The organism is Micromonospora solifontis (assembly GCF_003725545.1).
GTDB lineage: Bacteria > Actinomycetota > Actinomycetes > Mycobacteriales > Micromonosporaceae > Micromonospora > Micromonospora solifontis.
Window position 1 is genome coordinate 33,388 of the sequence record NZ_RJLN01000014.1, and the last position, 24,051, is coordinate 57,438.

The 24,051-nt window shown below is 72.4% G+C and carries 26 protein-coding genes; 13 read left to right on the forward strand and 13 right to left on the reverse strand.

Going from position 1 to position 24,051, the window contains the following annotated elements; all coding sequences use genetic code 11:
• The first annotated feature begins 28 nt into the window (after positions 1 to 28).
• Positions 29 to 889 (forward strand): aminotransferase class IV, encoded by an 861-nt coding sequence (locus tag EFE23_RS07295; protein WP_123240133.1) that lies wholly within the window; start codon positions 29 to 31, stop codon positions 887 to 889.
• A gap of 89 nt (positions 890 to 978) precedes the next feature.
• Here EFE23_RS07295 and EFE23_RS07300 read toward each other — a convergent pair whose 3' ends face one another.
• Together EFE23_RS07300 and mtfM are read right to left on the reverse strand one after the other, a co-directional pair.
• Complete coding sequence (locus EFE23_RS07300) at positions 979 to 1,566, reverse strand: heme-binding beta-barrel domain-containing protein (RefSeq protein WP_123240134.1); 588 nt, start codon at positions 1,564 to 1,566, stop codon at positions 979 to 981.
• Positions 1,567 to 1,621: 55 nt separating this feature from the next.
• Positions 1,622 to 1,726: a small membrane protein MtfM gene (gene mtfM / locus EFE23_RS29430; RefSeq protein ID WP_046570768.1), complete on the reverse strand. Its 105-nt coding sequence runs from the start codon at positions 1,724 to 1,726 to the stop codon at positions 1,622 to 1,624.
• 12 nt (positions 1,727 to 1,738) lie between these two features.
• On the opposite strand from mtfM, the gene EFE23_RS07305 reads away from it, so the two are divergent.
• The 3 genes from EFE23_RS07305 to EFE23_RS07315 all read left to right on the forward strand — a co-directional run bounded on the left by EFE23_RS07305 (position 1,739) and on the right by EFE23_RS07315 (position 4,637).
• Positions 1,739 to 2,113, forward strand: a complete 375-nt coding sequence (locus tag EFE23_RS07305) for a DsrE family protein (RefSeq protein ID WP_123240135.1) — start codon at positions 1,739 to 1,741, stop codon at positions 2,111 to 2,113.
• 86 nt (positions 2,114 to 2,199) lie between these two features.
• Positions 2,200 to 2,583, forward strand: a complete 384-nt coding sequence (locus EFE23_RS07310; protein WP_123240136.1) for an SCP2 sterol-binding domain-containing protein — start codon at positions 2,200 to 2,202, stop codon at positions 2,581 to 2,583.
• Positions 2,580 to 4,637 (forward strand): amylo-alpha-1,6-glucosidase, encoded by a 2,058-nt coding sequence (locus EFE23_RS07315; RefSeq protein ID WP_439650832.1) that lies wholly within the window; start codon positions 2,580 to 2,582, stop codon positions 4,635 to 4,637. The genes EFE23_RS07310 and EFE23_RS07315 overlap by 4 nt, the downstream gene beginning before the upstream one ends.
• Positions 4,638 to 4,686: 49 nt before the next feature.
• Here EFE23_RS07315 and EFE23_RS07320 read toward each other — a convergent pair whose 3' ends face one another.
• The 6 genes from EFE23_RS07320 to EFE23_RS07340 all read right to left on the reverse strand — a co-directional run bounded on the left by EFE23_RS07320 (position 4,687) and on the right by EFE23_RS07340 (position 9,273).
• Positions 4,687 to 5,454 (reverse strand): hypothetical protein, encoded by a 768-nt coding sequence (locus tag EFE23_RS07320; protein WP_204335095.1) that lies wholly within the window; start codon positions 5,452 to 5,454, stop codon positions 4,687 to 4,689.
• A 275-nt stretch (positions 5,455 to 5,729) separates the two neighbouring features.
• A complete protein-coding gene (locus tag EFE23_RS07325; RefSeq protein ID WP_123240139.1) occupies positions 5,730 to 6,053 on the reverse strand; it encodes a DUF1416 domain-containing protein in 324 nt (107 codons plus the stop codon).
• Positions 6,054 to 6,055: 2 nt separating this feature from the next.
• Positions 6,056 to 6,931, reverse strand: coding sequence for a sulfurtransferase (locus EFE23_RS07330; RefSeq protein WP_123240140.1), 876 nt, complete (start codon positions 6,929 to 6,931; stop codon positions 6,056 to 6,058).
• Positions 6,932 to 7,137: 206 nt separating this feature from the next.
• A complete protein-coding gene (locus EFE23_RS29525) occupies positions 7,138 to 7,215 on the reverse strand; it encodes an Ms5788A family Cys-rich leader peptide (RefSeq protein ID WP_311202345.1) in 78 nt (25 codons plus the stop codon).
• 80 nt (positions 7,216 to 7,295) lie between these two features.
• A complete protein-coding gene (locus EFE23_RS07335; RefSeq protein WP_123240141.1) occupies positions 7,296 to 8,078 on the reverse strand; it encodes an LmeA family phospholipid-binding protein in 783 nt (260 codons plus the stop codon).
• 145 nt (positions 8,079 to 8,223) lie between these two features.
• Entirely contained in the window at positions 8,224 to 9,273 is a 1,050-nt protein-coding gene (locus tag EFE23_RS07340) for a hypothetical protein (protein WP_123240142.1), read from the reverse strand.
• Positions 9,274 to 9,524: 251 nt separating this feature from the next.
• On the opposite strand from EFE23_RS07340, the gene EFE23_RS07345 reads away from it, so the two are divergent.
• From EFE23_RS07345 to pstB, 7 genes are all read left to right on the forward strand, one after another.
• Entirely contained in the window at positions 9,525 to 10,238 is a 714-nt protein-coding gene (locus EFE23_RS07345; protein ID WP_123240143.1) for a winged helix-turn-helix transcriptional regulator, read from the forward strand.
• Positions 10,239 to 10,415: 177 nt separating this feature from the next.
• Positions 10,416 to 11,270 (forward strand): polysaccharide deacetylase family protein, encoded by an 855-nt coding sequence (locus EFE23_RS07350; RefSeq protein WP_123240144.1) that lies wholly within the window; start codon positions 10,416 to 10,418, stop codon positions 11,268 to 11,270.
• Positions 11,271 to 11,336: 66 nt separating this feature from the next.
• A complete protein-coding gene (mshD, locus tag EFE23_RS07355) occupies positions 11,337 to 12,266 on the forward strand; it encodes a mycothiol synthase (RefSeq protein WP_123240145.1) in 930 nt (309 codons plus the stop codon).
• A gap of 301 nt (positions 12,267 to 12,567) precedes the next feature.
• Positions 12,568 to 13,671, forward strand: a complete 1,104-nt coding sequence (pstS, locus tag EFE23_RS07360) for a phosphate ABC transporter substrate-binding protein PstS (RefSeq protein ID WP_123240146.1) — start codon at positions 12,568 to 12,570, stop codon at positions 13,669 to 13,671.
• A 32-nt stretch (positions 13,672 to 13,703) separates the two neighbouring features.
• Entirely contained in the window at positions 13,704 to 14,783 is a 1,080-nt protein-coding gene (pstC, locus tag EFE23_RS07365) for a phosphate ABC transporter permease subunit PstC (RefSeq protein ID WP_123240147.1), read from the forward strand.
• A 58-nt stretch (positions 14,784 to 14,841) separates the two neighbouring features.
• Positions 14,842 to 15,927, forward strand: coding sequence for a phosphate ABC transporter permease PstA (gene pstA, locus EFE23_RS07370; RefSeq protein WP_123240148.1), 1,086 nt, complete (start codon positions 14,842 to 14,844; stop codon positions 15,925 to 15,927).
• Positions 15,928 to 15,947: 20 nt separating this feature from the next.
• Complete coding sequence (pstB, locus tag EFE23_RS07375) at positions 15,948 to 16,724, forward strand: phosphate ABC transporter ATP-binding protein PstB (RefSeq protein ID WP_123240149.1); 777 nt, start codon at positions 15,948 to 15,950, stop codon at positions 16,722 to 16,724.
• Positions 16,725 to 16,790: 66 nt separating this feature from the next.
• Here the strand turns inward: pstB and EFE23_RS07380 are convergent, their stop codons facing one another.
• A complete protein-coding gene (locus EFE23_RS07380; protein ID WP_123240150.1) occupies positions 16,791 to 17,978 on the reverse strand; it encodes an epoxide hydrolase family protein in 1,188 nt (395 codons plus the stop codon).
• 63 nt (positions 17,979 to 18,041) lie between these two features.
• Between EFE23_RS07380 and EFE23_RS07385 the strand changes: the two genes are divergently transcribed.
• Complete coding sequence (locus tag EFE23_RS07385; RefSeq protein WP_123240151.1) at positions 18,042 to 19,022, forward strand: helix-turn-helix transcriptional regulator; 981 nt, start codon at positions 18,042 to 18,044, stop codon at positions 19,020 to 19,022.
• Between the two features lie 83 nt (positions 19,023 to 19,105).
• On the opposite strand, the gene EFE23_RS07390 is transcribed toward EFE23_RS07385, so the two are convergent.
• The gene (locus EFE23_RS07390; RefSeq protein WP_123240152.1) at positions 19,106 to 19,933 is read right to left on the reverse strand and encodes an NUDIX hydrolase; all 828 of its coding nucleotides are present in this window, start codon (positions 19,931 to 19,933) and stop codon (positions 19,106 to 19,108) included.
• 71 nt (positions 19,934 to 20,004) lie between these two features.
• Here EFE23_RS07390 and EFE23_RS07395 point away from each other — a divergent pair, with 71 nt between their 5' ends.
• Positions 20,005 to 20,973, forward strand: a complete 969-nt coding sequence (locus EFE23_RS07395) for a Gfo/Idh/MocA family protein (RefSeq protein WP_123240183.1) — start codon at positions 20,005 to 20,007, stop codon at positions 20,971 to 20,973.
• Positions 20,974 to 21,009: 36 nt separating this feature from the next.
• On the opposite strand, the gene EFE23_RS07400 is transcribed toward EFE23_RS07395, so the two are convergent.
• The 3 genes from EFE23_RS07400 to EFE23_RS07410 all read right to left on the reverse strand — a co-directional run bounded on the left by EFE23_RS07400 (position 21,010) and on the right by EFE23_RS07410 (position 23,754).
• On the reverse strand, positions 21,010 to 22,014 hold the full coding sequence (locus EFE23_RS07400; protein WP_123240153.1) for an inorganic phosphate transporter: 1,005 nt from the start codon (positions 22,012 to 22,014) through the stop codon (positions 21,010 to 21,012).
• 4 nt (positions 22,015 to 22,018) lie between these two features.
• Entirely contained in the window at positions 22,019 to 22,645 is a 627-nt protein-coding gene (locus EFE23_RS07405; RefSeq protein ID WP_123240154.1) for a DUF47 domain-containing protein, read from the reverse strand.
• Between the two features lie 131 nt (positions 22,646 to 22,776).
• Positions 22,777 to 23,754 (reverse strand): PPK2 family polyphosphate kinase, encoded by a 978-nt coding sequence (locus EFE23_RS07410; RefSeq protein WP_199736957.1) that lies wholly within the window; start codon positions 23,752 to 23,754, stop codon positions 22,777 to 22,779.
• Between the last annotated feature and the right edge of the window lie 297 nt (positions 23,755 to 24,051).

Below are 24,051 nucleotides of genomic sequence, written 5' to 3' on the forward strand. Positions count from 1 at the left end.
CCGCCGTACGCCGCTACCCTCGGCGGTCGTGGTGACCTCGCGGGTGGCGGTGCTGGGCCGGGGCGTCGTACCGGCCGGGGAGCCGGTGCTGCGCGGCGACGACCGGGGCGTGCTGCACGGCGACGGGCTGTTCGAGACCATGCACCTGCGCGGCGGGGAGCCATGGCTGCGCGACGCACACCTGAACCGGCTGCGCGCCGGCGCGGCGGCGATCGAACTGGACCTGCCGCCCGCCGGCGCGCTGGTGGACCTGATCGACACGGTCCGCGCCGGGTGGCCGCCTGAGCGGGAGGGGGCGCTGCGGCTGGTCTGCACCCGAGGCCCGGAGGGCGGCGGGCCGCCGACCGTCTACGCCACCCTGGCCGAGGTCCCGGCGGCGGCGAGGCGGGCCCGGCGGGACGGCGTGACGGTGGCCACCCTGCCGCTCGGGGTCACCGCCCGGGCCCGACCGGAGCTGGACTGGCTCCCGGTGGGCCTGAAGTCCACCTCGTACGCGGTGAACACCGCGGCCCGGCGCTGGGCGGCCCGGACCGGCGTGGACGACGTGCTGTGGGTCTCCACGGACGGGTACGTGCTGGAGGGGCCGACCGCCAACGTCGTCTGGCTCAGCGGCACGACGCTCGGCACGGTGCCGGCGGCGGCCACCGGGATACTGCCCGGGGTGACCGCCGGCTGGCTGCTGGACCGGGCGCCCGAACTGGGCCTGCGGGCGGAGGAACGCCTGATCACCCCGCCGGAACTGCACCGCGCGGACGCCATCTGGCTGACCTCGTCCATCCGCGGCCTCGCGGAGATCAGATCCCTCGACGCCACCCCCCGCGCCCCCTCCCCCCTGACGGCCCCCCTCCTCACCCTCCTCGGCTTCCCCCGGCCTCCGCGTCGATCATGAAGTTAGCGGCGACGAATGTCCCATTCGTCGCCGCTAACTTCATGATCGCCGGGACAGTGGAGGGGTGGGAGGGGGGTGGGGGTGGGGGGTTAGCCGGCTACGCGGGTTAGGCGGGCGGAGAGGTGGGGGCTCAGGGCTTGGCCCATGGCGGCCATCTCCTGGGCGTAGAGCAGGGCGCCCTCGACGATGCCGAACAGGCGGGCACCGGCGGTGACCTCCTTGGCGGTGGCCGTCCGGATCACGGCGTCCGTCGCGAACTCGATCTGGGTGCCCGTCCGCTTGCCGATGTGCAGCTCCATCACGCCCGTCGGCGTGGTCATCAGCGCTTCCAGCTCGTCGGTGACCCGGTCGCCGTCCATCACCGGGCGCCACCAGCCCACCTCACGCCCGGCCGGCCGGACCGGGCGGCTCTCCTCGTCGAGGATCCAGGCCCGGGACTCGTAGAACAGGAACGGCCGGCCGTCGTGGCTGATCCGGATCTCCTGCGCGTAGTCGAAGTCCTCGATGGTGGGATAGCCACCCCGCCCACGCCCGCGCCACACCCCGATGTACGGCAGCAGCCCGTCCAGGCTCCGGTGCAGCTTCGGGCCGACGCGCAGGTCGTGACTCTCCTCGTACGGGTAAGGGTCGACCGGCGGCGCGTTCAGCCACGGGGGCTGGAGCGGGTTCTCGCTCACCGCGCCACCTTCGTTCGCGACTGCGGGGCTCGCAAACCCGGCTCACTCCTCACGCTCACCATTTTCCTCTCGAGATGCGAACAGCCAGGTACACCAGGCCACCGGCGAGCGCGCCGAGGCCGGCGACCAGCAGGCTGACGAACCCGATCTCGGTAACCATCCGGGCCATCCTATGCTGGGCGGCATGGCCCGCACTCTCGTCGTCAAGGCCACCGCCGGCGCCGACGCCCCGGAGCGTTGCGCGCAGGCCTTCACCGTCGCCGCCACCGCGGCCGCCGCCGGGGTCGACGTGTCGCTCTGGCTGACCGGGGAGTCGACCTGGTTCGCGCTGCCCGGGCGGGCGCAGGACTTCGAGCTGCCGCACTCCGCGCCGCTGGCCGAGCTGCTGCACGTGATCCTGGCCACCGGAAAGGTGACGGCCTGCACCCAGTGCGCGGCCCGCCGGGACATCGGCCAGGACGACGTCATTCCCGGCGTACGCATCGCCGGCGCGGCGGTCTTCGTCGAGGAGGCGATGGCCGAGGGGGCGCAGGCGCTGGTCTACTGAGGCCGCTCGCCGCGACGGAATGTTCGTTCCGGGGGCGGAGCGCCGATATTGACCCGACATTTCCGACTGCTGCCTACCATTCGGATGTGGGCGAGGCGATCGAGCGGTTCTTCGCGGCACTGCCGGCGCGTGCCCCGGCGGTGCTGCGCGGCCCGACCAGTGGCCTGCTCCAGATCGACCTGACCTGCGGCAACCGCACCGAGCACTGGTACGTGGAGTTGGCGCCCGGCACGGTCCGGGTGAGCCAGGAGCAGGCGCGCCCCGCCGACGCCGTCTTCACGGTCAGCAGCGAACTGTTCGAGGAACTGGTCACCGGCCGCGAGGCCGGCATGGCCGCGGTGCTGCGCAACGAAGCCACGTTCAGCGGCAACGTGGTGCTGTTCCTGCTCTTCCGCCGGTTCTTCCCCGACCCGCCCGGCACCCGGGACCCCCGGGAGACCGCCCGCCGACACGTCGGAAGGTCCGGATGATGAAGGAGCGGGTCAGCATCCTGGACGGCAACACCTTCCTGGTCAGCGACCGACGCGGCAACATCGAGCCCTCCTTCGACTTTCCCACCGGGCTCTTCTCCTTCGACACCCGGTTCATCTCGACCTGGGTCCTCACCCTCAACGGCGAGAAGCTGCACGCCCTGTCCATCGACGACTCGCAGTCCTACCGGACGCGCTTCTTCCTGGTGCCCGGCGAGCCCACGCACTACCTGGACGCCAAGGTCTCCCTGATCCGCAGCCGGTCGATCGGCGGCAGCTTCGACGAGGAGCTGACCTTGCTCAACCACGCGGAGCAGGAGGTCGAGTTCAGCCTTCGACTCGACATCGGCTCCGACTTCGCCGACCTGTTCGAGATCAAGCACAAGCGGCGGAAGAAGGGCCGGACCACGCCGACGGTCGGGCAGGACGAGCTCCGGCTCACCTACCGCCGGGAGGGGTTCCACCGGGAGGCGGTGATCACCACGACCGCCCCGGCCGCCATCGACGAGAGCGGCATGACCTTCCGGATCCGGATCGGGCCGCACGGCGAGTGGACCACCCGGTTGCACACCGCCACGTTCATCTACGGCGCCCGTGGCGAGGACATCCGGGCCACCCTGCCGCTGGGCGGCCACCGCTCGGTCGCGGCCATCCACGCCGAGCAGGACGAGCTGATCGCCCGCGCCCCGAAGCTCGGCTGCGACTGCCAGCCGCTGGCGGGGGCGTACCGGCGCAGCCTGAACGACCTGGCCGCCCTCCGCTACGAGTCGATCGCGCTCGGCGTACGGCTGCTCGCCGCCGGGCTGCCCTGGTTCATGACCCTGTTCGGGCGGGACAGCATCTTCACCTCGCTGCAGGTGCTGCCGTTCCTGCCCGAGCTGGTGCCGCCGACGATCCTCATGCTGGCCGCGCTCCAGGGCAGCCGGTTGGACGACTTCCGGGACGAGGAGCCCGGCAAGATCCTGCACGAGCTGCGCTACGGCGAGACCGCCGGCTTCGGGGAGCAGCCACACTCCCCGTACTACGGCTCGGCCGACTCGACCGCGCTCTTCGTGATCCTGCTCGACGAGTACGAGCGGTGGACCGGTGACGGGAAGCTGGTCCGGTTGCTGGAGCACGAGACCCGGGCGGCGCTGGCCTGGATCGACACCTACGGGGACCTGCTCGGCACCGGCTACGTCTGGTACCTGACCCGCAACCCGGAGACCGGGCTGCAGAACCAGTGCTGGAAGGACTCCTGGGACTCGATCTCCTACTCCGACGGCCGGATGCCCGAGTTCCCCCGGGCAACCTGCGAGCTCCAGGGGTACGCGTACGACGCCAAGCTGCGCGGTGCCCGGCTGGCCCGCACCTTCTGGAACGACCCCGCCTACGCGGACCGCCTGGAACGCGAGGCGGCGGCGCTGAAGGAACGGTTCAACCGGGACTTCTGGATCCCGGAGCGGGAGTACTACGCGCTGGCCCTGGACCCCGACGGGCAGCAGGTGGACGCCCTCTCCTCGAACATCGGCCACCTGCTGTGGAGCGGCATCGTCGACGAGTCACGGGCGGCGGCGGTCGCCCAGCACCTGCTCGGACCGCGGCTCTTCTCCGGCTGGGGGGTGCGGACCCTCGCTGACGACCAGGCCCGGTACAACCCGATCGGCTACCACGTCGGCACGGTCTGGCCGTTCGACAACTCGATCATCGCCTGGGGCCTGTGGAAGTACGGCTTCCGGGAGGAGGCCGGCCAGATCTGCTCGGCGATGCTCAACGCCTCCCGCTTCTTCCAGGGGCGGCTGCCGGAGGCGTTCGCCGGCTACGAACGCAACCTCACCGACTACCCGGTGCAGTACCCGACCGCGTGCAGCCCGCAGGCCTGGTCCGCCGGGACGCCGCTGCTGCTGCTGCGGGTGATGCTCGGCCTCGAGCCGCAGGGCGAGCATCTGATCATCGACCCGTCGGTGCCGGACGGGATGGGCCGGGTGGAGCTGCTCGACATCCCCGGCCGCTGGGGCCGGGTGGACGCGCTGGGCCGCAGCCGTGGCCCGCACGACCACGAGCGCGACGACTGATCCACCGGTCGGTGAGCCGCCGGCCGGCCTCCGGGGCAGCCGGCGCGGGTCAGCCGGCGCAGCCGGTGGAGGCGACCAGGCGGAGCTTCCCGCCGGTGCTGTCGGCCAGCACGGCGACGGAGCCGACGCGGTAGGCGTACAGCTCGGGGCGGTCGACCACGACGGCGCCGAGCGGCCGGAGCGCGGCCAGCGAGGCGGGCACCGCGCCGGCGGTGACGCCGACCGTCCGGGCGAGCCCGCCCCCCGGGCAGGGAGCCGCGGCGACCTGCGCGGCGTCCGGCGGCGGCGCCTGGCCCAGCGCCCGCAGCGCCGCGGTCAGCTCCGGCCCGACGGGATGGCCGGGCAGCAGCTCGACGAGTTCGGTGTCGGCCGGGCGGCAACCGGTGGCGGCGGAGAAGCGGACCAGGCCGTCGGCCACCACCCGGCCGTCGACCGCGATGAACTCCCCCGCGTCGGCCCGCAGCCGGGGCCGGCCCGCCTCGGTGGCCACCCCGGCCCGCCAGTCGGCGGGCAGCCGCTGCGCCACCCGGTCCAGCAGGGCCCGCTCGCTCCCGACGGGCACCGGCACGTCCAGTCCCCGGGTCAGGGTCGCGCCGTCGGACAGCGGGGTGACCCGGCAGCCCCGCGCCACCCGCACCGGGGTCAGCTCCCAGGCGTCGTCGTCGAGCGCGGCCACCAGGCGGCCCATCGCCCGGTCCACCACCGGCGCCGCCTCGCCGAGGGTGCGCTGTTCCTTCACGGTCGGCGGGTCGTGCCGCACCGACCACCAGGTCAGCCCGGCGAGCAGCACCGCCCAGACCACCGCCGCCGGCACCAGCCAGCGCCGGCCGGGCGCCGGCTGGTCGGGACGGCTCGGCGGGGCGTAGCCCGCCTGGAGGGCACCACTCACCGGGCCATCGTGTCACGCCCGCACGACCCACCCCGCCACCCCCGCACCCCTCCGACCCGAGACGGGGCCTGATTCACGGAAAGAGTGGCCTCCGCAGCTCGGAAGGCCACTCTTTCCGTGAATCAGCGCGCACCGAGGGCGGGGGGAACGCCGTGGCCCGCCGCCCCCACGGGGGCGGCGGGCCACGAGCGGCAGAGCGTGGGTCAGGCGGCGACCGTGACGGTCACCTCGTTGATCCCGCGAGCGGCGGTGACGGCGGTGTCGCCGTTGCCGTGCCGGGAGAGCGCCCGCAGGGTCCAGTCACCGGGCGCGGCGAAAAACCGGAACTGGCCGGCCGGAGAGGTCACCACCTCGGCGGTGAACTCGCCGGTGGCGTCGAGCAGCCGGACGTACGCGCCGGGGACGGCCTCCCCGGACTCGGCCTTGACCAGGCCGGTGATCACGGTCTCCTTCTCCAGGTCCAGGCTGGCCGGCAGCGGGGCGGCCTGGTCCGGAGCGGCGCAACCGGCGGCGGTGGGAGCAGTCATGATCAGGCCTCCCCGACAGAGCTGTTGGGCCCGGCTTCGCCGGGCGTGTCGCCGAGCGCCACCGGCACGCCGACCAGCGAGCCGTACTCGGTCCAGGATCCGTCGTAGTTCTTCACGTTGCGGTGGCCGAGCAGTTCCTGCAGGACGAACCAGGTGTGCGAGGAGCGCTCGCCGATCCGGCAGTAGGCGATGGTCTCCCGGCTGTCGTCCAGCCCGGCATCGGCGTAGATCTTGCGCAGCTCGTCGTCGGACTTGAAGGTGCCGTCCTCGTTGGCCGCCTTCGACCACGGGACGCTGATCGCGGTCGGCACGTGGCCGGCGCGCTGGGCCTGCTCCTGCGGCAGGTGGGCGGGGGCGAGCAGGCGGCCCGCGTACTCGTCGGGGCTGCGCACGTCGACCAGGTTCCGGGTGCCGATCGCGGCGACCACCTCGTCGCGGAAGGCGCGGATCGAGGTGTCCGGCTCCTGCGCGACGTACTGCGTCGCCGGGCGGGTCACCGCGTCGGTGACCAGCGGACGGGCGTCCAGCTCCCACTTCTTGCGGCCACCGTCGAGCAGCTTCACGTCGCGGTGTCCGTAGAGCTTGAAGTACCAGTACGCGTACGCGGCGAACCAGTTGTTGTTACCGCCGTAGAGGATGACGGTGTCGTCGTTGGCGATGCCCCGCTCGGAGAGCAGCGCCTCGAACTGGGCCTTGTTGACGAAGTCCCGGCGGACCGGGTCCTGGAGGTCGGTCCGCCAGTCCAGCTTGATCGCACCGGCGATGTGGCCGGTGTCGTAGGCCGAGGTGTCTTCGTCGACCTCGACGAAGACGACGCCCGGGGCGTCGATGTTCTTCTCGGCCCACTCGGCCGAGACGAGTGCGGTGTCGCGACTCATCAGATCACTCCCTGGTGAGGATGGATGGTGAGCCTGCGCGCGGAGATTGAAGTTGGTGATTGTCGCACCACGCGCGGGACCCAGAGCTAGGAACGGATCACGGGTACGTGCGACGGCGCCGCTGCCGGGCGATCAGGGGGAAAACCGGAGGGTACGCGGACCCTGTGTGCCGGTGGCCGCCTAGGCGGCCGAGGACAGCCCCGCCGTCAGATGACGGGGCGACACAGGCAGGTGGCCACGCGGCACAGGTCGACCGCGCGCCGTTTGGTGAGGAGCGTCCCCATGAGGTGGGAGACTACCAGCCACTCCGCCCGAAGCCACCGGGCCGACCAGCATCCGGGACACCCGGCGGGCGGGTCCGGTCTCAGCTCACCGAGTTGATCGGCACGTTCTTCGCGTCGGCGGTGACGACCAGCCCGTCCGGCTTCGGTTCCACCTTGCGGACGTTGAGCTGGAACGGCAGCTCCGGCAGGGGCACGTCGATCGAGATGCCCTTGGCGTAGTTGGTCAGCACCTGTCGGGCCAGCGGCAGGTTCGGCAGACCCTCGGCGGTCAGCTCGTTGAAGCGCAGCGCGACCTTGCCGCCGGCGACCGTGACGTCGGCGGTGCCGTGCACGGTGAGCTTGACGCCCAGCACGTCCACCGGCGCGGTGACGGTGAGCTTGCCGTTCTGCTCACCCAGCTTCAGCCCGGGCCGGTCGAGCAGCTTGGCGAGGCTGTCGTAGGTGACCGTGCCGCGGCCGTCGACCGTCTCGGCGGTCACGTCCCCCTGCCGGCTGCGGAGGGTGTCCAGCGACGCCTTCACGTTGCGGGCGTCCACGTCGAGCCGGGGCACGTCGACCGCGTCGCCCTGCACCTTGCCCTGCACATCGGTGAGCACGATCGAGATGTGCTGGTACTTCCCGGCCAGCACCTGGGTGAGGAACGGGAAGCCGGCCACGTCGACCTTCGGGGGCGCCGAGGTCGCGTCCTGCTTGGCGACCTCCTGCTCGACCTGGTCGGCGATGGCCCGTTCGGCCGCCCCGGCCGCCAGCCGGTCGGCGACCACCAGCAACCCCGCCAGGACCAGCAGCAGGACCACGAAACCGGTCAACACCCGGCGACCACGTCGCCGGGGTCGCTCCTCGTACGCCGGGGCCTCTGCCACGCCGCCTCCTGTCCACCTGCCGGACGCCGCGGCGCGGCGCACGGTCCTCACGCTCGGGTCGCCGTCGTGCGCCGGGCCCGGTGGCCCGTCGCCGTCCGGCGGCGCAACGGTACTTACCCGACGCGCCGATCCCCCAACCGTGCGCTCAGAGGAACAGCACGCACATGGCGTACGCGGCCGGCGCGGCGAGCGCGAACCCGCCCAGCGGACCCTGCATGTGCCGGGCGATCCACATGGTCGGCGGCTCGCCGGCCATCAGCCGGCCCGCCTCGGCGTACCCGACGGCGAGGTCGGCCAGCACGGCGGTGGCGGCGGTGACCAGGCCGACCAGGGCGGCGCTGGTCGGCGTGAAGCCGACCAGGTAGCTGCCGAGGACCGCGCTGGTCAGCGTGCCGAGCATGGCGCCGGCGACCACCCCGGCGGCGCCCCGGGGCACCTGCGGGGCGAGCCGGGGCCACGGCGCCACCGCGTCGGTGAGCCGGGCCACCAGCAGGGCGACGCCGGTGGCGGTGAGGCAGACGGTGATCGCCTGGGTGCCCTTCGGGATCCGGCTGAGCACGATCAGGGTGGCGAACGCGACCACCCCCACCACGATCAGCAGGGTGCCGCCGAGCGAGTCGGTCACCCGGACCCGGTCCACCCGGCGGACGAGCTGACCGAGCACACCCAGCACGAACCCGGCCGCCGCGGCGTACCCGAGGGGGGCCAGCCCGGCGATCTCCGACTGCACCGCCGCAACGTCGGCGATGCCGGCCGCCGCGGCGCTGACCAGCGCGACCACCAGCAGCGCGGGTGGCCGCATGGCCATCGTCCAGGCCAGCACGAAGAGCAGTTGGACGCCGAAGATGATGGCCGCGAACGGCAGCCGGTGGCCGGGGCCGGCGGTCTGCGCGCCGAGCACCAGGCCGACGCCGAGCAGCGCGGCGAACCCGGCGACGGTGAGGGCCAGCGGGCGGCGAACCGGGACCGGCGGCACCTCCTCCTCGGGCGCCTCGTCGGTCTCGTCGTCCGGACGCCGACCCGGGCCGCCCTTGCGGAGCCGGCGCGGACCCTTCCGCTCCGGCCGCTCCCCACCGTCGTCGGCCGGGCCGGTACGCGGAGCCGGCGGGTAGCCACGGGAGGGACCGACCGACCCTGAGCGGGCGTCGTCGGTCCACGGGTCGCGGCCGGTCTCGGGCGAGGTCGAGGGAAACACGCCCCGATCGTGCCAGACCAGGCCGCCCGGGCGGAGGTCACGGTTTCGGCAACGTTAAAACCTGGGCCGCGATCGGGGGCAGATCCGACAAACAGGAAAGGGCACGGAGGTGAAGGCCGGGCGATCCGTTACGCTCAAGCCGTTACCCGCCCGTCAGCGACGCCGGGACCCACGCAAGTTCTCAGCGCCTCCCCTGCCGGAGTGCCGCTGGTCGCGCGCGGCCGACCGGCCGCCGGGACGGAGGTGATCGTGTGGAGATCCTGCTGCTGGTGACCGCGCGCGCAGGTGAACCATCCGTGGTGCTGCCGGCACTCGACCTGCTGCCGCACTCGGTGCGGACGGCCCCACGGGACGTCCGCACGCTGGTCTCCGGCCCGAGCCCCGACGCCGTGCTGGTGGACGCCCGCTCCGAGCTGAGCGAGGCCCGCGCGACCTGCCGGATGCTGCACGCCACCGGGCTCGGCGTACCGCTGGTCGCGGTGGTCACCGAGGCCGGCCTGATCGCGCTGAACGCGGACTGGGGCGTGGACGACGTCATCCTGGCCGGGGCGGGGCCGGCCGAGGTGGAGGCCCGGCTGCGGCTCGCGGTCGGCCGGCTGAGCAACGCCACGGCCGGCGCCGGCGGCTCGATCCGGGCCGGCGAGCTCACCATCGACCCGGACACCTACGCCGCCAAGCTCAAGGGCCGCCCGCTGGACCTCACCTACAAGGAGTTCGAGCTGCTGAAGTTCCTGGCCCAGCACCCGGGCCGGGTCTTCACCCGGGACCAGCTGCTCCGCGAGGTCTGGGGGTACGACTACTTCGGCGGCACCCGCACCGTGGACGTGCACGTGCGGCGGCTGCGGGCCAAGCTCGGCTCGGAGTACGAGTCGATGATCGGCACGGTGCGCCAGGTCGGCTACAAGTTCGTCGTGCCGCCGTCCCGCTCGCTGCCGGAGTCGGAGCCCGCCCCGCTGCCGGTCTGACCGGATCCGCGCCCGTCCCTCCCTTCGAGGGACCGTTTCCTGATTGCCCTTTTTGCCCCTGAAGTCGGACCTATTCTGACTGCCGGATTGGTCCGGGGCAGAGGGGGCGATGGTGCGTGCGGTGACCACGGGGGCGACGAGGGCTGCGCGCCCCGCTCCGAATGGGCGGGCCGGCTGATGTCGCGGACCACCCTGCGCGCGGCCGGCCTGGTGACGCTGGTGATCGCCGCGCTGCTCGGCTCGGCGTACGCGCTGGGACGCAGCCTGGTGCCCGAGCAGCAGGCGCGCCGCGCCACCGGGGTGACCGCCGGCGCGAACAGTCCGCACTACGCCGACCAGCCGCCCAGCCGGGAGTTCCCCGCCCCGCCGCCGGACAGTCCGAGCCCCACCAGGAGCGACTCGGCGCCGCCGGCCGGCGACGCCGGCGACGGCCCGTACGGCAGCCGCATCTCCACCGGCTCGTCCCGGATCGCGCTCACCTTCGACGACGGCCCGGACCCGCAGTACACCCCGCAGGTGCTCGCCCTGTTGAAGGAGTACGGCGTCAAGGCCACCTTCTGCGTGGTCGGAGAGAACGCCGAGAACCACCCGGACCTGATCCAGGCGATCGTGAACGACGGCCACACCCTCTGCAACCACTCCTGGAACCACGACGAGAACCTGGGCAAGCGGTCGCCGGACGCGATCCGGGCCGACCTGCTGCGCACCAGCGACGCGATCCACGCCGCCGCGCCGGACGCGCGGATCGCGTACTACCGGCAGCCCGGCGGGAACTGGACGTCCCGGGTGGTGTCGACCTGCGAGGACCTGGGCATGACCCCGCTGCACTGGGCGGTCGACCCGGCGGACTGGACGGCGCCGGGCGCCCAGAAGATCATCAACACGGTCATGACTCAGGTCGAGCCCGGCTCGATCGTGCTGATGCACGACGCCGGCGGCAACCGCTCGGGGACGGTGCAGGCGCTGCAGTACCTGCTGCCCGAACTGCTGGACCGCTACCAACTGGAGGCGCTGCCCGTCGGCAGCACGTGACCGCCGCCACCACGCCGTGCCCGCGTCCGGCATGATCGGCGCCCCGCCGGCCGCTACCGTGACGGGATGAGCAGCAGCGAGCCCAGGACGGCGGACCGCGTCGCCCGCGCCGACCGGCTGGCACCGGTCGAGGTGGCCGAGGTGCTGGCGCTGGCCCGTACGGCCGGGGACGCCGACGGCGCGGACCCGCTCGACGAGCACGTGCTGCTGCGGCTGCGGGACCCGGAGGCGGCGGCCGTGCACCTCGTCGCCCGGGCCACCGACAACACCCTCACCGGGTACGCCCACGTCGACACCACCGACCCGGCGAACGGCATCGGGGTGGAGTTGGTGGTGCACCCGGCGTACCGGCGACGGGGCACCGGACGGGCGCTGGCTCGCGGCGTGCTGGTGGCGGCCTCCGGACCGCTGCGCGCCTGGGCGCACGGCGACCACCCGTCGGCCGCCGCGCTCGCGGTCGACCTGGGCTTCGCCCGGGCCCGGGTGCTCTGGCAGCTGCGCCGGCCGTTGACCGCCGCGCTGGCCGAGCCGGCCCTGCCCGAGGGCGTGGAGCTGCGCGCGTTCCGCCCCGGCGAGGACGACGAGGCGTGGCTCGCGGTCAACAACGCGGCCTTCGCCCAGCATCCCGAGCAGGGCCGGTGGACCCTCGCCGACCTGCGGGTACGTCTCGCCGAGCCGTGGTTCGACCCGGCTGGCTTCCTGCTCGCGGTGGAGTCCGCGACCGGCCGGCTGCTCGGCTTCCACTGGACCAAGGTGCACGAGCGGCCCGGCTCGGCCCCGATCGGCGAGGTCTACGTGCTCGGGGTGGACCCGGGCGCGCACCGGGGTGGGCTGGGCCGGGTGCTCACCGCCGCCGGCCTGGCGTACCTGCGCGACCGGCGCGGGCTGGACCGGGTGATGCTCTACGTCGACGAGTCCAACACCCCGGCGGTGGCGCTCTACGAGCGGCTCGGCTTCGCCCGCTGGTCGGCCCACGTCAACTACCAGCTCGGCTGACCCGCCGCCGGCTCGCCGGCGTCCCGCGGAGCGGTCACGGTGGTGTCACGCGGTGGACTCGACCGGATAACGGCTGCCCGGAAAAATAGTATTAATAGCGATAGCGGGCCGCGAGTTCACGTAACGGACAACACTTCCTCGGCCCACGGCCACCCCGTCGGTCGCACCTGTTCATCCGCCGTTCACTTCCGGCCGGCAAACCGTCCACCTGGCACTTCTAACTTTCGTGTCAGCCGGTCAGCGCCGGCACCCGGGCCACGACCCGGGCGACCTGACCAAAGACGTGAAGGGAAACCCTCAGGTGAAGCTCCAGCGGCACGGCGCCATCGCCTGCCTCGCTCTTACCGCGGTGCTCGGTCTCAGCGCCTGCGGCTCGGACAACAACGAGCCGACCGGCACCTCCGCCTCCGGCTCCGCCGCCGCCGTCGACTGCGGCAAGGGCACGCTGAACGCGCAGGGCTCCTCCGCGCAGAAGAACGCCATGGCCGAGTGGATCAAGGCCTACCAGCAGAAGTGCGCCGGCACCACGATCAACTACGAGCCCACCGGCTCGGGCGCCGGCATCCAGGCGTTCATCGCCGGCACCGCCGACTTCGCCGGCTCCGACTCCGCCCTCAAGCCCGAGGAGCAGCCGCAGGCCGACGCCAAGTGCGCCGGCGGCCAGGCCCTCAACCTGCCGATGGTGATCGGCCCGGTGGCGGTCGTCTACAACGTCAGCGGCGCGGACAACCTCCAGTTCAGCCCGGCCACCCTGGCGAAGATCTTCGCCGGCAAGGTCACCAAGTGGGACGACCCGGCGATCAAGGCCGACAACCCGGACGCCAAGCTGCCGTCGACCGCCATCCAGGCGGTGCACCGCTCCGACGAGTCGGGCACCACCGACAACTTCACCAACTACCTCGCCAAGACCGCCGAGGCGGACTGGACCTACGGCAAGGCCAAGGCCTGGAAGGCCCCGGGCGGCGTCGGCGCCGCCAAGTCCGACGGCGTGGCCAGCAAGGTCAAGAGCACCGACGGCACCATCAGCTACGTCGAGCTGTCGTACGCCGAGAACTCCGGCCTGAAGAAGGCCAAGGTGAAGAACGGCGCCGGTGAGTTCACCGAGCTGACCGCCGAGTCGGCCGGCAAGACCATCGCCGGGGCCAAGTTCGAGGGCCAGGGCAACGACCTCAAGATGTCGATCGACTACAACACCAAGGAGGCCGGGGCGTACCCGATCGTCCTGGCGACCTACGAGATCGTCTGCAGCAAGGGCCTCGCCGCCGACAAGCTGCCGCTGGTCAAGGGCCTGCTGGGCCACGCCGCCAGCGCCGAGGGCCAGCAGGACCTGGTCGAGCTGGGCTACGCCCCGCTGCCCGAGAGCGTCCGTACCAAGGTCGAGACCGCGGTCAAGAGCCTCTCCTGACACCACCTCCTCTACGCGAAGCGAGCGAGCAGATGGGTGACACCCCTCAGCGCTCGGCGCACGCCGGCACCGGCGGGACCACCGTGGCCACGAGCCACGGCTGGCCCGCCGGTGCCTCGGCGCGTGTGGCCGAGCCCTCCGGTAACCCTGGTACGCCCGGTCCGGGTGGCGGCGACGCGCTGCCCCGGGCCAAGGCCTTCGGGGCGGAACGCGCATTCCGCGGCCTGACCCTGGCCGCCGGCACCTTCGTGCTGGTGGTCATCGCGGCGATCGCGATCTTCCTGATCGCCAAGGCCGTCCCGGCACTGCGGGCGAACAGCGAGTCGTTCTGGACCTTCGAGGGCTGGTTCCCGAACGACAACCCGCCGAAGTTCGGCATCGGCGCGCTCGCCTTCGGCACCGTGCTCACCGCCCTGCTGGCCCTACTGATGGCGGTGCCGGTGGCGCTGGGCATCGCCCTCTACCTGTCCCACTACGCGCCGCGCCGGCTGGGCAACGGCCTCGGCTTCCTGGTCGACCTGCTGGCCGCGGTGCCCAGCGTGGTCTTCGGGCTCTGGGGCCGGGACTACTTCGCCCAGCCGGTCGCCGACCTGTCGGCCTGGCTGAACCGGTACTTCGGCTGGATCCCGATCTTCGGTGACGGCCCGTACGGCAACTCGATCCTGCTCGGATCGGTGGTCCTGGCGATCATGGTGCTGCCAATCGTCACCTCGCTCTCCCGCGAGGTGTTCCGGCAGACCCCGACCGCCAACGAGGAGGCCGCCCTGGCGCTCGGCGCCACCCGCTGGGAAATGGTCCGCACGGCGGTGCTGCCGTACGGCCGTCCCGGGGTCATCGCCGCGGTGATGCTCGGCCTGGGCCGGGCCCTCGGCGAGACCATCGCCCTGGCGCTGACCCTCGGCTCGACGTACGCCATCTCGTTCAACGTCCTGGCCAGCGGCGGCAACACCATCGCCGCGAACATCGCGAACCGGTTCGCCGAGGCGAACGACACCGGGCGGGGCGCCCTGATCGCCTCCGGCCTGGTGCTCTTCGCGATCACCCTGATCGTCAACATCACCGCCCGGGCGATCATCTACCGCCGCCGTGAGTTCACGGAGTCTGCGGCGTGAGCGCGAGGAGTGAGCCGGGGTTGCGAGCCCCGCAGTCGCGAGCTGAAGGAAGCCCAGCATGACAACCATCACCACCCACCGCCCGCGGCCGCCGGCACAGCCGGCCAGCCTGCGGGCCAGGCGCCTTCCCGGGTACGCCCCGCCGGCCATCGCCGTCGTGGCGCTCCTCGCGTCGGCCGGCATCGTGTACGGCGCCGGCATCGGCGGCGCGGTCCTGGTCGTGGTCGTCGCGGCGCTGCTCTACCTGGCCGGTCTCTTCCTCGCCGCGAACGCGGTCGAGGGCCGCCGGTCCGCCCGCAACCGGACCTGGAGCGCGCTGATCCACTCGGCCTTCGTGCTGGCGGTGCTGCCGCTGGCCTCGGTGGTCTGGACCCTGGTCAGCAAGGGCTCCGCGCGGCTCGACGGCAACTTCTTCGGCACCTCGATGAACAACATCGGGGCCCGGGACGCCAACGGCGGCGCGTACCACGCCATCGTGGGCACGCTGGAGCAGGTCGGCATCGCCACGCTGATCACCGTCCCGCTCGGGGTGCTCTGCGCGATCTACGTTGTCGAGTACGGCCGGGGCCGGTTCGCCTTCACCATCCGCTTCTTCGTGGACGTGATGACCGGCATCCCGTCGATCGTCACCGGTCTGTTCGTACTGGCCTTCTGGGTGCTGATCGTCTCGCCCGTGTTCAACGACGGGCGGCCGGGCTTCTCCGGCTTCGCCGCCGCACTGGCGCTGAGCGTGCTGATGCTGCCCACCGTGGTCCGCTCCACCGAGGAGATGCTCCGCCTCGTGCCGGCGCCGCTGCGCGAGGGCTCGTACGCGCTCGGTGTGCCGAAATGGAAGACCATCCTGCGGGTCGTGCTGCCGACCGCGCTGCCCGGCATCGTCACCGGCATCATGCTCGCCATCGCGCGGGCCGCCGGCGAGACCGCGCCGGTGCTGCTCGTCGCCGGCGGCGGCGCGGCGATCAACTTCAACCCGTTCGAGAACAACCAGTCCTCGCTGGCCCTCTTCGTCTACCAGCAGGCCGGCGAGGCCTCGAAGTACTCGCCGGCGCGGGCCTGGACCGCGGCGCTGACCCTGGTCGCCCTCGTCCTCGTCCTGACCGTCGCGGCGAAGTTGCTGGCCCGTCGCAACCGGCTCGGCCGATGAACCCCGGAGGTACCGCCACCATGGCCAAGCGCATCGAAGCCACCGACGTCACCGCGTACTACGGCGGTTTCAAGGCGATCGAGAACATCAACCTGACCGTCGAGCCGAAGACGGTGACCGCCCTGATCGGCCCATCGGGCTGCGGCAAGTCCACCTTCCTGCGGTCGATCAACCGGATGCACGAGGTGCTGCCGGGTGCCCGGGTCGAGGGCAGCCTGACCATCGACGACCAGGACATCTACGACCGGGACGTGGACGTCACCGCGGTCCGCCGGATGATCGGCATGGTCTTCCAGCGGCCCAACCCGTTCCCCACCATGAGCATCTTCGAGAACGTGGTGGCCGGCCTGCGGCTCAACGGTGTCCGGCGCAAGTCCATCCTGGAGGAGGCGGCCGAGAAGGCGCTCCGCTCGGCGAACCTCTGGGACGAGGTGAAGGACCGGCTCGGCAAGCCGGGCGCCGGCCTCTCCGGCGGGCAGCAGCAGCGGCTCTGCATCGCCCGGACCATCGCGGTCGAGCCGCAGGTGGTGCTGATGGACGAGCCCTGCTCGGCGCTGGACCCGATCTCCACGCTGGCGATCGAGGACCTGATGTTCCAGCTCAAGGACAAGTTCACCATCATCATCGTCACGCACAACATGCAGCAGGCCGCCCGGGTGTCGGACCGGACCGCCTTCTTCTCGATCGAGAAGACCGGCGACCCGGGCCGCCTGATCGAGTACGACAACACCCAGAAGATCTTCAGCAACCCGAGCCAGAAGAAGACCGAGGACTACATCACCGGCCGCTTCGGCTGAGCTGCACGGAGGGGCCCCTTCTCAGCGCTGTTCGCGGAGGAACGGGCCCCTCTTGACGTCCCGGGCTCAGCGCAGCTTCGCGAAGAACTGCCGGATGTCCGCCACCAGCAGATCCGGGGCGTCGTGCGCGGCGAAGTGGCTGCCCCGGTCGTACGTGTTCCAGGAGACGATGTTCTTGTGGTCCCGCTCGGCGAGAGTGCGGATCGACGCGAAGTCCCAGGCGAAGTTGGCCAGCCCCAGCGGCACTGTGGTCGGCTCCAGCGGTTCCGCTCCCCGGCCGTTCACCTTCTGGGTCGGCGGCACCGCCTCCGCGTCCTCGTAGTAGTAGCGGGCCGACGAGGCGGCGGTGTTGGTCAGCCAGTAGATCATCACGTTGGTGAGCACGTAGTCCGGGTCGAGGAACTCCCCCATCAGCTGCGCGCTCCATCCGAGCAGGCCGGCCGGCGAGTCGGCCAGCGCGTGCGCGACGTTCTGCGGCTCGGTCGAGTGCAGCTTGTCGTAGCCGCCCTTGCGCTGGACGAACCAGTCGGCGAACGCCACCTTGCCGCGCTCCTCCTCGGTCAGCGCGGCCAGCTCGGCCGGGTCGCCCGAGGGCAGCGAGAACACCTGGGTGACGTGCACTCCGAGCACATGCGCGGGATCGGCCCGACCCACCTCCGGGGCGACGAAGGAGCCCAGGTCGTTGCCGGCGGAGCCGTAGCGGTCGTAGCCGAGGCGGCGCATCAGCTCGGCCCAGGCACGGGCCACCCGGAACCGGTTCCAGCCGCGCTCCCGGGTGGGACCGGAGAAGCCGAAACCGGGGACCGACGGGACGACCAGGTGGAAGGCGTCGGCCGGGTCGCCGCCGTGGGCCCGGGGATCGGTGAGCGGGCCGATCACGTCCAGCCACTCGACCACGGTGGTGGGCCAGCCGTGGGTGAGGATCAGCGGGGTGGCGTCCGGCTCCGGCGAGCGGACGTGCAGGAAGTGCACGCTCTGCCCGTCGATCTCGGTGGTGAACTGCGGGTACGCGTTGAGCTTCGCCTCCCAGGCCCGCCAGTCGTACGTCGTCCGCCAGCGCTCGACCAGCCGCCGCACGTAACCGACCGGGACGCCGTACTCCCAGCCGGGCGGGACCGGGCCGGCGGGGGTCGCGCCGGGGTCGGCGGGCAGTTCCTCGGCCCAGCGGGTCCGGGCCAGCCGGTCGGCGAGGTCGTCCAGCTCGGCCTGCGGGACATCGATACGGAACGGAACGATCGCGGTGTTGTCTGCCATGCCACCGACACTAGGGATCGATTAGGAACACTTCGTTCCTAATGATCGGGCATTCTTGGCGGCATGTTGGAAACCTCGGCCCGGCTGCTGCGCCTGCTGTCGCTGTTGCAGACCCCCCGCGAATGGACCGGCACCGAGTTGGCCGAGCGGCTCTCGGTGAGCACCCGGACGGTACGCAACGACGTGGAACGGCTGCGCACCCTCGGTTATCCGGTGCACGGCACCCGGGGCGCGGTCGGCGGCTACCGGCTCGGCGCGGGCGCCGCCCTGCCGCCGCTGCTCCTCGACGACGAGGAGGCGGTCGCCGTGGCGGTCGGGCTGCGCACCGCCGCCGCCGGCGGCGTCGCCGGCATCGAGGAGACCTCGCTGCGGGCGCTCGCCAAGCTGGAACAGGTGCTCCCGCACCGGCTGCGCCGCCGGGTCGGCGCGCTGCACACGCACACCGTCGGGGTGCCGCACGACCGGCCCGGCCCGACCGTGGACGCGGAAACCCTCAGCGTGCTCAGCGCCGCCTGCCGCGACCGGGAACGGGTGCGCTTCGACTACGTCCGGCACGACGGCACCGCGGACCGGCGGGAGGTCGAGCCGTACCGGCTGGTCATCTGGGGCCGCCGCTGGTACCTCGTGGCCTTCGACCCGGCCCGGGACGACTGGCGGACCTTCCGGGTGGACCGGATCAGCCCGCGTACCCCGGCCGGCCCCCGCTTCGCGCCCCGGGAACTGCCCGAGGACGTGGTGGACCGGGTCCGGCACGGCGTCTCCTCGGCCGCCTGGCGGCACCGGGCCCGGATCCGGGTGCACGCCCCCGCCGAGGCGGTGGCCGAGCGCATCAACCCCGCGGTCGGCACCGTCGAGCCGGTTGACGCGGAGACCTGCCTGCTGCACACCGGCGCCGACCGGCTGGAGACCATCGCGGTCTGGGCGGGCCTGCTCGACCTCGACTTCACCGTCGAGGACCCGCCCGAACTGGCCGACCTGCTGCGTACCCTCGCGGCCCGCTACCTCCGCGCCACCGACGGACCCCCGCCGCTGGCAGCGTCATGATCAACTCGACGGCGGCGGGTCGGGGCAGCCAGGCCGCCGGACACCGCGGGTTGCCGCGCATCGCGCGGACCTCGTGGGCGGGATCAGCGCAGGTGAAAGCGGGCCTCCCCGTCGTCGGACAGGTCGAGGCGGGGGGTGACCGGAGTGGCGGCGTCCCGGGTGGCGGCCGCCGCCGCCACCCCGGCCAGGTCGCCGGCGGCGGCGACCTGGGCCAGCGTGACCATGGTGGGCGGAAGCATGTTCAACTCGCCGGACTCCGCCCGGGCCAGGGCGTCCGCCGGGCGGATCCACAGGGTGTGGTCGGCCTCCCCGGAGACGTCCCGGGTCCGCTGCCCCTCGGGCAGCAGGGACACGAAGAAGTACGTGTCGAAGCGACGCGGCTCGAACTCGGGGGTGATCCACCGGCTCCACGGCAGCAGCAGGTCGGAGCGGAGGGTGAGCCGGCGGCCCGCCAGCAGATCCGCGAAACCGGTACGGCGGGCCTCCAGGTCCTGCCGGGCGGCCTCCCAGTCGTCGCCGCTCACGTCACCCACCACGGTCGCCGCGCCCGGGCCGGCCAGCAGCACCCCGGCCTCCTCGAAGACCTCCCGGGCGGCCGCGCAGACCACCGCCTGGGCGGCGTCCGGAGCGAGCGCGAGGCGCTCACCCCACGCGGCCGGGTCGGGTCCGGCCCAGTCCAGGTGCGCCTGCGAGTCCGAGGCGTCGACCCCGCCGCCGGGGAACGCGTACATTCCGCCGAAGGCCATCGCGGCGACCCGGCGGATCAGGTACACCTCGAAGTCGGCGCCGGACGGGCGGAGCAGCAGCACGGTGGCCGCGACCCGGGGCGCGGCCGGGACGCCACCCTGGGCGCGGAACCGGCGGGCGTGCTCCACCAGGGCGGGGGGTGCGGCGAAGCCGTCGTTGGTCATCCCGCGAGCCTAGTTCCCGCTGGGTGGATCATCCTCCCGGCCGCCGGGCGGTAGGGGATACCGTGCCGGACATGACGCGTTGGGGGATCCTGGCCACCGGACACATCGCCGGCCGTTTCGCCGAGGACCTGCGGCTGGTGCCGGGGGCCGAGCTGGTCGCGGTCGGCTCGCGGACCCGGGAGAGCGCCGAGCTCTTCGCCGCCCGGCACGGCGTGCCCCGCGCGTACGCCTCCTGGGCGGAGCTGGCCGCGGACCCGGACGTCGACGTCATCTACGTGGCCACCCCGCACGCCGCGCACCACGAGGCGACGATGACCTGCCTGGCCGGTGACAAGGCCGTGCTGGTCGAGAAGCCCTGCACCCTCGACCTGGCCACCACCACGGAGCTGGTCGAGACCGCCCGCCGCCGTGGCCTCTTCCTCATGGAGGCCATGTGGATGCGATGCAACCCGATCATCCTCCGGGTGGTCGAGCTGATCGCGGCGGGCGCGATCGGCGAGGTGACCCACGTACGGGCGGACTTCGGGGCGGCCGGGCCGTTCCCGCCGGAGCACCGGATGCGGGCCCGGACGCTGGGCGGCGGCGCGCTGCTCGACCTGGGCGTCTATCCGATCAGCCTGGCCCACCTGCTGCTCGGTGTGCCGCAGCAGGTGCGGGCCTGGGCGCGGCTGAGCCCGGAGGGCGTGGACGAGAACACCGGCCTGGTGTTCGGCTGGGACTCCGGCGCGGTGGCGACGCTGAGCTGCGGGATGGTCGGCGCCACCGCGATCACCGCGGCGATCACCGGCACCACCGGCCGGATCGACCTGCCCGAGCCGTTCTACCGGCCCGGCGCGGCGGTGCTGCACCGGGCCGGGGCCGAGCCGGAAACCATCCCGGCGGACCTGACCGGCGGCGGCTACCAGCACGAGGCGATCGAGGTGCAGCGCTGCCTGGCCGCCGGGCTGACCGAGAGCCCACTGGTGCCGCACTCCGCCACGCTCGAGGTGATGGCCCTCCTCGACGACATCAAGGCCGAGATCGGCGTCTCCTACGACTGAGGGCCCCCGGCCGGGGGCCCTCAGCGCGTCGGCTGCTCAGAAGAGCGGGCGGACCAGCAGGTACGCGAGGCAGGCGATGGCCGCCGCCGCCGGGAAGGTGATGATCCAGGCGATCACGATGTTGCCGGCCACGTTCCAGCGCACCGCGGAGAGCCGCTTGGTGGCGCCGACACCCATGATCGCCGAGGTGATCGTGTGGGTGGTGGAGATCGGGGCCTTCAGCACCAGGGCGTTGAAGTAGAGCACCGCGCTGGCCACCGTCTCGGCCGCGAAGCCCTCCGGCGGACCCAGGTCGATGATCTTGCGGCCGAGGGTCCGGATGATCCGCCAGCCGCCGGAGTACGTGCCGAGCGCCAGCATGGCCGCCGAGGTCCAGAACACCCACTGCGGGATGTGCGTCTTGTCGTTCTGGTAGCCGCCGGTGTAGAGCGCCAGCACGATGATGCCCATGGTCTTGGCCGCATCCTGCATACCGTGGCCGACCGACATGGCGGCGGCCGACACGGTCTGTGCCCAGCGGAAGCCCCGGTTGAGCTTGCCCGGCTGCCCCTTCCGGAAGAGCCAGAGGATCGCCAGCATCACCAGGAAGCCCAGGATCAGGCCGACCACCGGCGAGAGCACCATCGGGACGATGACCTTCTCCCAGATGTTGCCCCACTGCACGACACCGCCGGTGGCGAGCAGGGTCGCACCGACCAGACCGCCGAAGAGGGCGTGCGAGGAGGACGACGGCAGGCCGAAGTACCAGGTGATCAGGTTCCAGGCGATGGCGCCGAGCACCCCGGCGAAGACCACGCCGAGGCTGGGCATCCCCTTCGGGAGCGTGACCAGGCCGTCGCCGACCGTCTTGGCGACGCCGGCGCCGAAGTGGGCGCCGACGAAGTTGCCGACGGCGGCGAGGGCCAGGGCGACCCGGGGGGTCAGCGCCCGGGTGGAGACGCTGGTGGCGATCGCGTTGGCCGCGTCATGGAAACCGTTCGTGTAGTCGAACGCCATCGCGGCCACGATCACCGCCAGTACGGCGATGAGTTCGGGACTCACGGGATCAGGACTCCTTGACCGTGATGGTCTCGACGGTGTTCGCCACGTGCTCGAAGGCGTCGCAGGCGGCCTCCAGTTCGTCGGCGACCTCCTTCATCTTCAGCACGGTGAGCGCGTCGTACTCGCCGGAGAAGAGCCGGACCAGCAGCATCCGGTACGCCTGGTCGCCGTCGTTCTCGAGGCGGTTGCACTCGATCCAGTAGGGCTCGAGGTTCTTCATCGAACGCAGCTGGGGCATGGCCTCGGCGGTGAGCTTGGCCTGCTGGTCGAGCACGTTCACCAGCTCGTGCATCTCCCGCGGCAGGGACGGCAGCTTGGTGAGGCCGTACAGGTAGAGCAGGTTGCCGACCGCCTCCAGGTGGTCCATCACGTCGTCGAGCAACGAGCCCAGACGGTAGATGTCCTCCCGGTCGAAGGGGGTGATGAAGGTAGAGTTGATCTTCTTGTACAGCTCGTGGGTGATCTGGTCGCTGTCGTGCTCGACCTCGGTGAGCCGTTCGCTGACCGACTGGACCTCTACCCCCGGCAGAGCCAGCTCGTTGAGCAGCTCGGTCCCCTTCACCAGGTTCTGCGCGGCCCTGGTGAAGAGCTCGTAGAAGGCGCCCTCGGTGGGACGGAAGGAAAACTTCACAGCACGGACCTCGTCGTGTCGGTGGAAGGGTGGCCGTCGCCCCGAAAGGCGCGTGCTCTGGGCATGCTAGGTACCCCGCGGAACCGGGCAATCGCCGGCCCACCCCTGGTCAGGCCCGATTCACCGTCCGTTCACCCGCCGTTCACCTTCGCCCTCCCGCTCTCGCCCCGCAACCGGCGGCGCTCACGCTCGACGTCGAAATCGGCAGGCGGATACCCCAGATCAAGTGCGTCGAACGTCTCCCGGAGCAGGTGGGCGACCGCCCAGTCCCGGTACCACTTGCGGTCCGCCGGCACCACGAACCAGGGCGCGTCGTCCGTGCCGCACCGGGCCAGGGCATCGGCGTACGCGGCCTGGTAATCGTCCCAGCGGGCCCGGGTGTCCAGATCGCTGGGGTTGTACTTCCAGTACTTCGTCGGGTCGGTGAGCCGCTCCATCAGCCGCTCGCCCTGCTCGGCGTACGAGATGTGCAGCATCACCTTCACCAGGGTGACCGAGTTCCCGGTCAGTTCCCGCTCGAATTCGTTGATCAGGTCGTACCGGGCCCGCCAGGTCGGCTCGTCGACCAGCGACTCGACCCGGGCGACCAGCACGTCCTCGTAGTGCGAGCGGTTGAAGATCCCCACGTACCCGGGCGGCGGCAGCGCCCGCCGGATCCGCCAGAGGAAGTCGTGCCGCAGCTCCTCCGCCGTGGGCGGGCCGAACGAGCGGATGTGCAGCCCGAGCGGGTTCATGGCGCCCGCCACCCGCTTGATCGTGCCGTCCTTGCCCCCGCAGTCCATCGCCTGGAGCACCAGCAGCACCCGGCGTGGGCGTCCACCGTCCAGGTGTGCGCCGGCCTGGCTGGGGGCGCCGGCGGGAGCCGCCGGCCCGGCGGCGCCCTTCGCGGCCGCGTACAGCATCTCCTGCCGCCGGCCGAGTTCCGCGCCGAGCAGCTCGACCTGCGCCCGCGCCCACTGCTTGCGTCCCTTCCCGCTCCCGGCCGCCGCCGGCAGCCCCGGGGTCGACCGGGGATCGATCGCCGCCAGGTCCACCGCGCCCGGAGCCGCGCGCAGCAGCTCCCGCACCGACCCGCCCGCGGGAAGCACGACCTCGTCCACACCGCTCATCCCTCGATCCTCACCCACCCCGCCCACCCCCGCCTCCCGAGCACCCCCCCCCGCCGCATCGGCCGGGGCCGCCACGCCGCCCGCCGCGAGGCCACTCTTTCGGGGAAAGAGTGGCCTCGGCCGCGCGTGAGGCCCCTCTTTCCGTGTTTTTGCGCGGATCTTGTGGCGGGGCGGGGCGGCGCGGGGCGGGGCGGGGCGGGGCGGGGCGGGGCGGCGCAGAGGGCGGGGCGGGGACGGGGCGGGGAGCGCGGGGGCGGGGCGGCGCAGGGGCGGCGGGGGCGCGGAACACGGATGTGT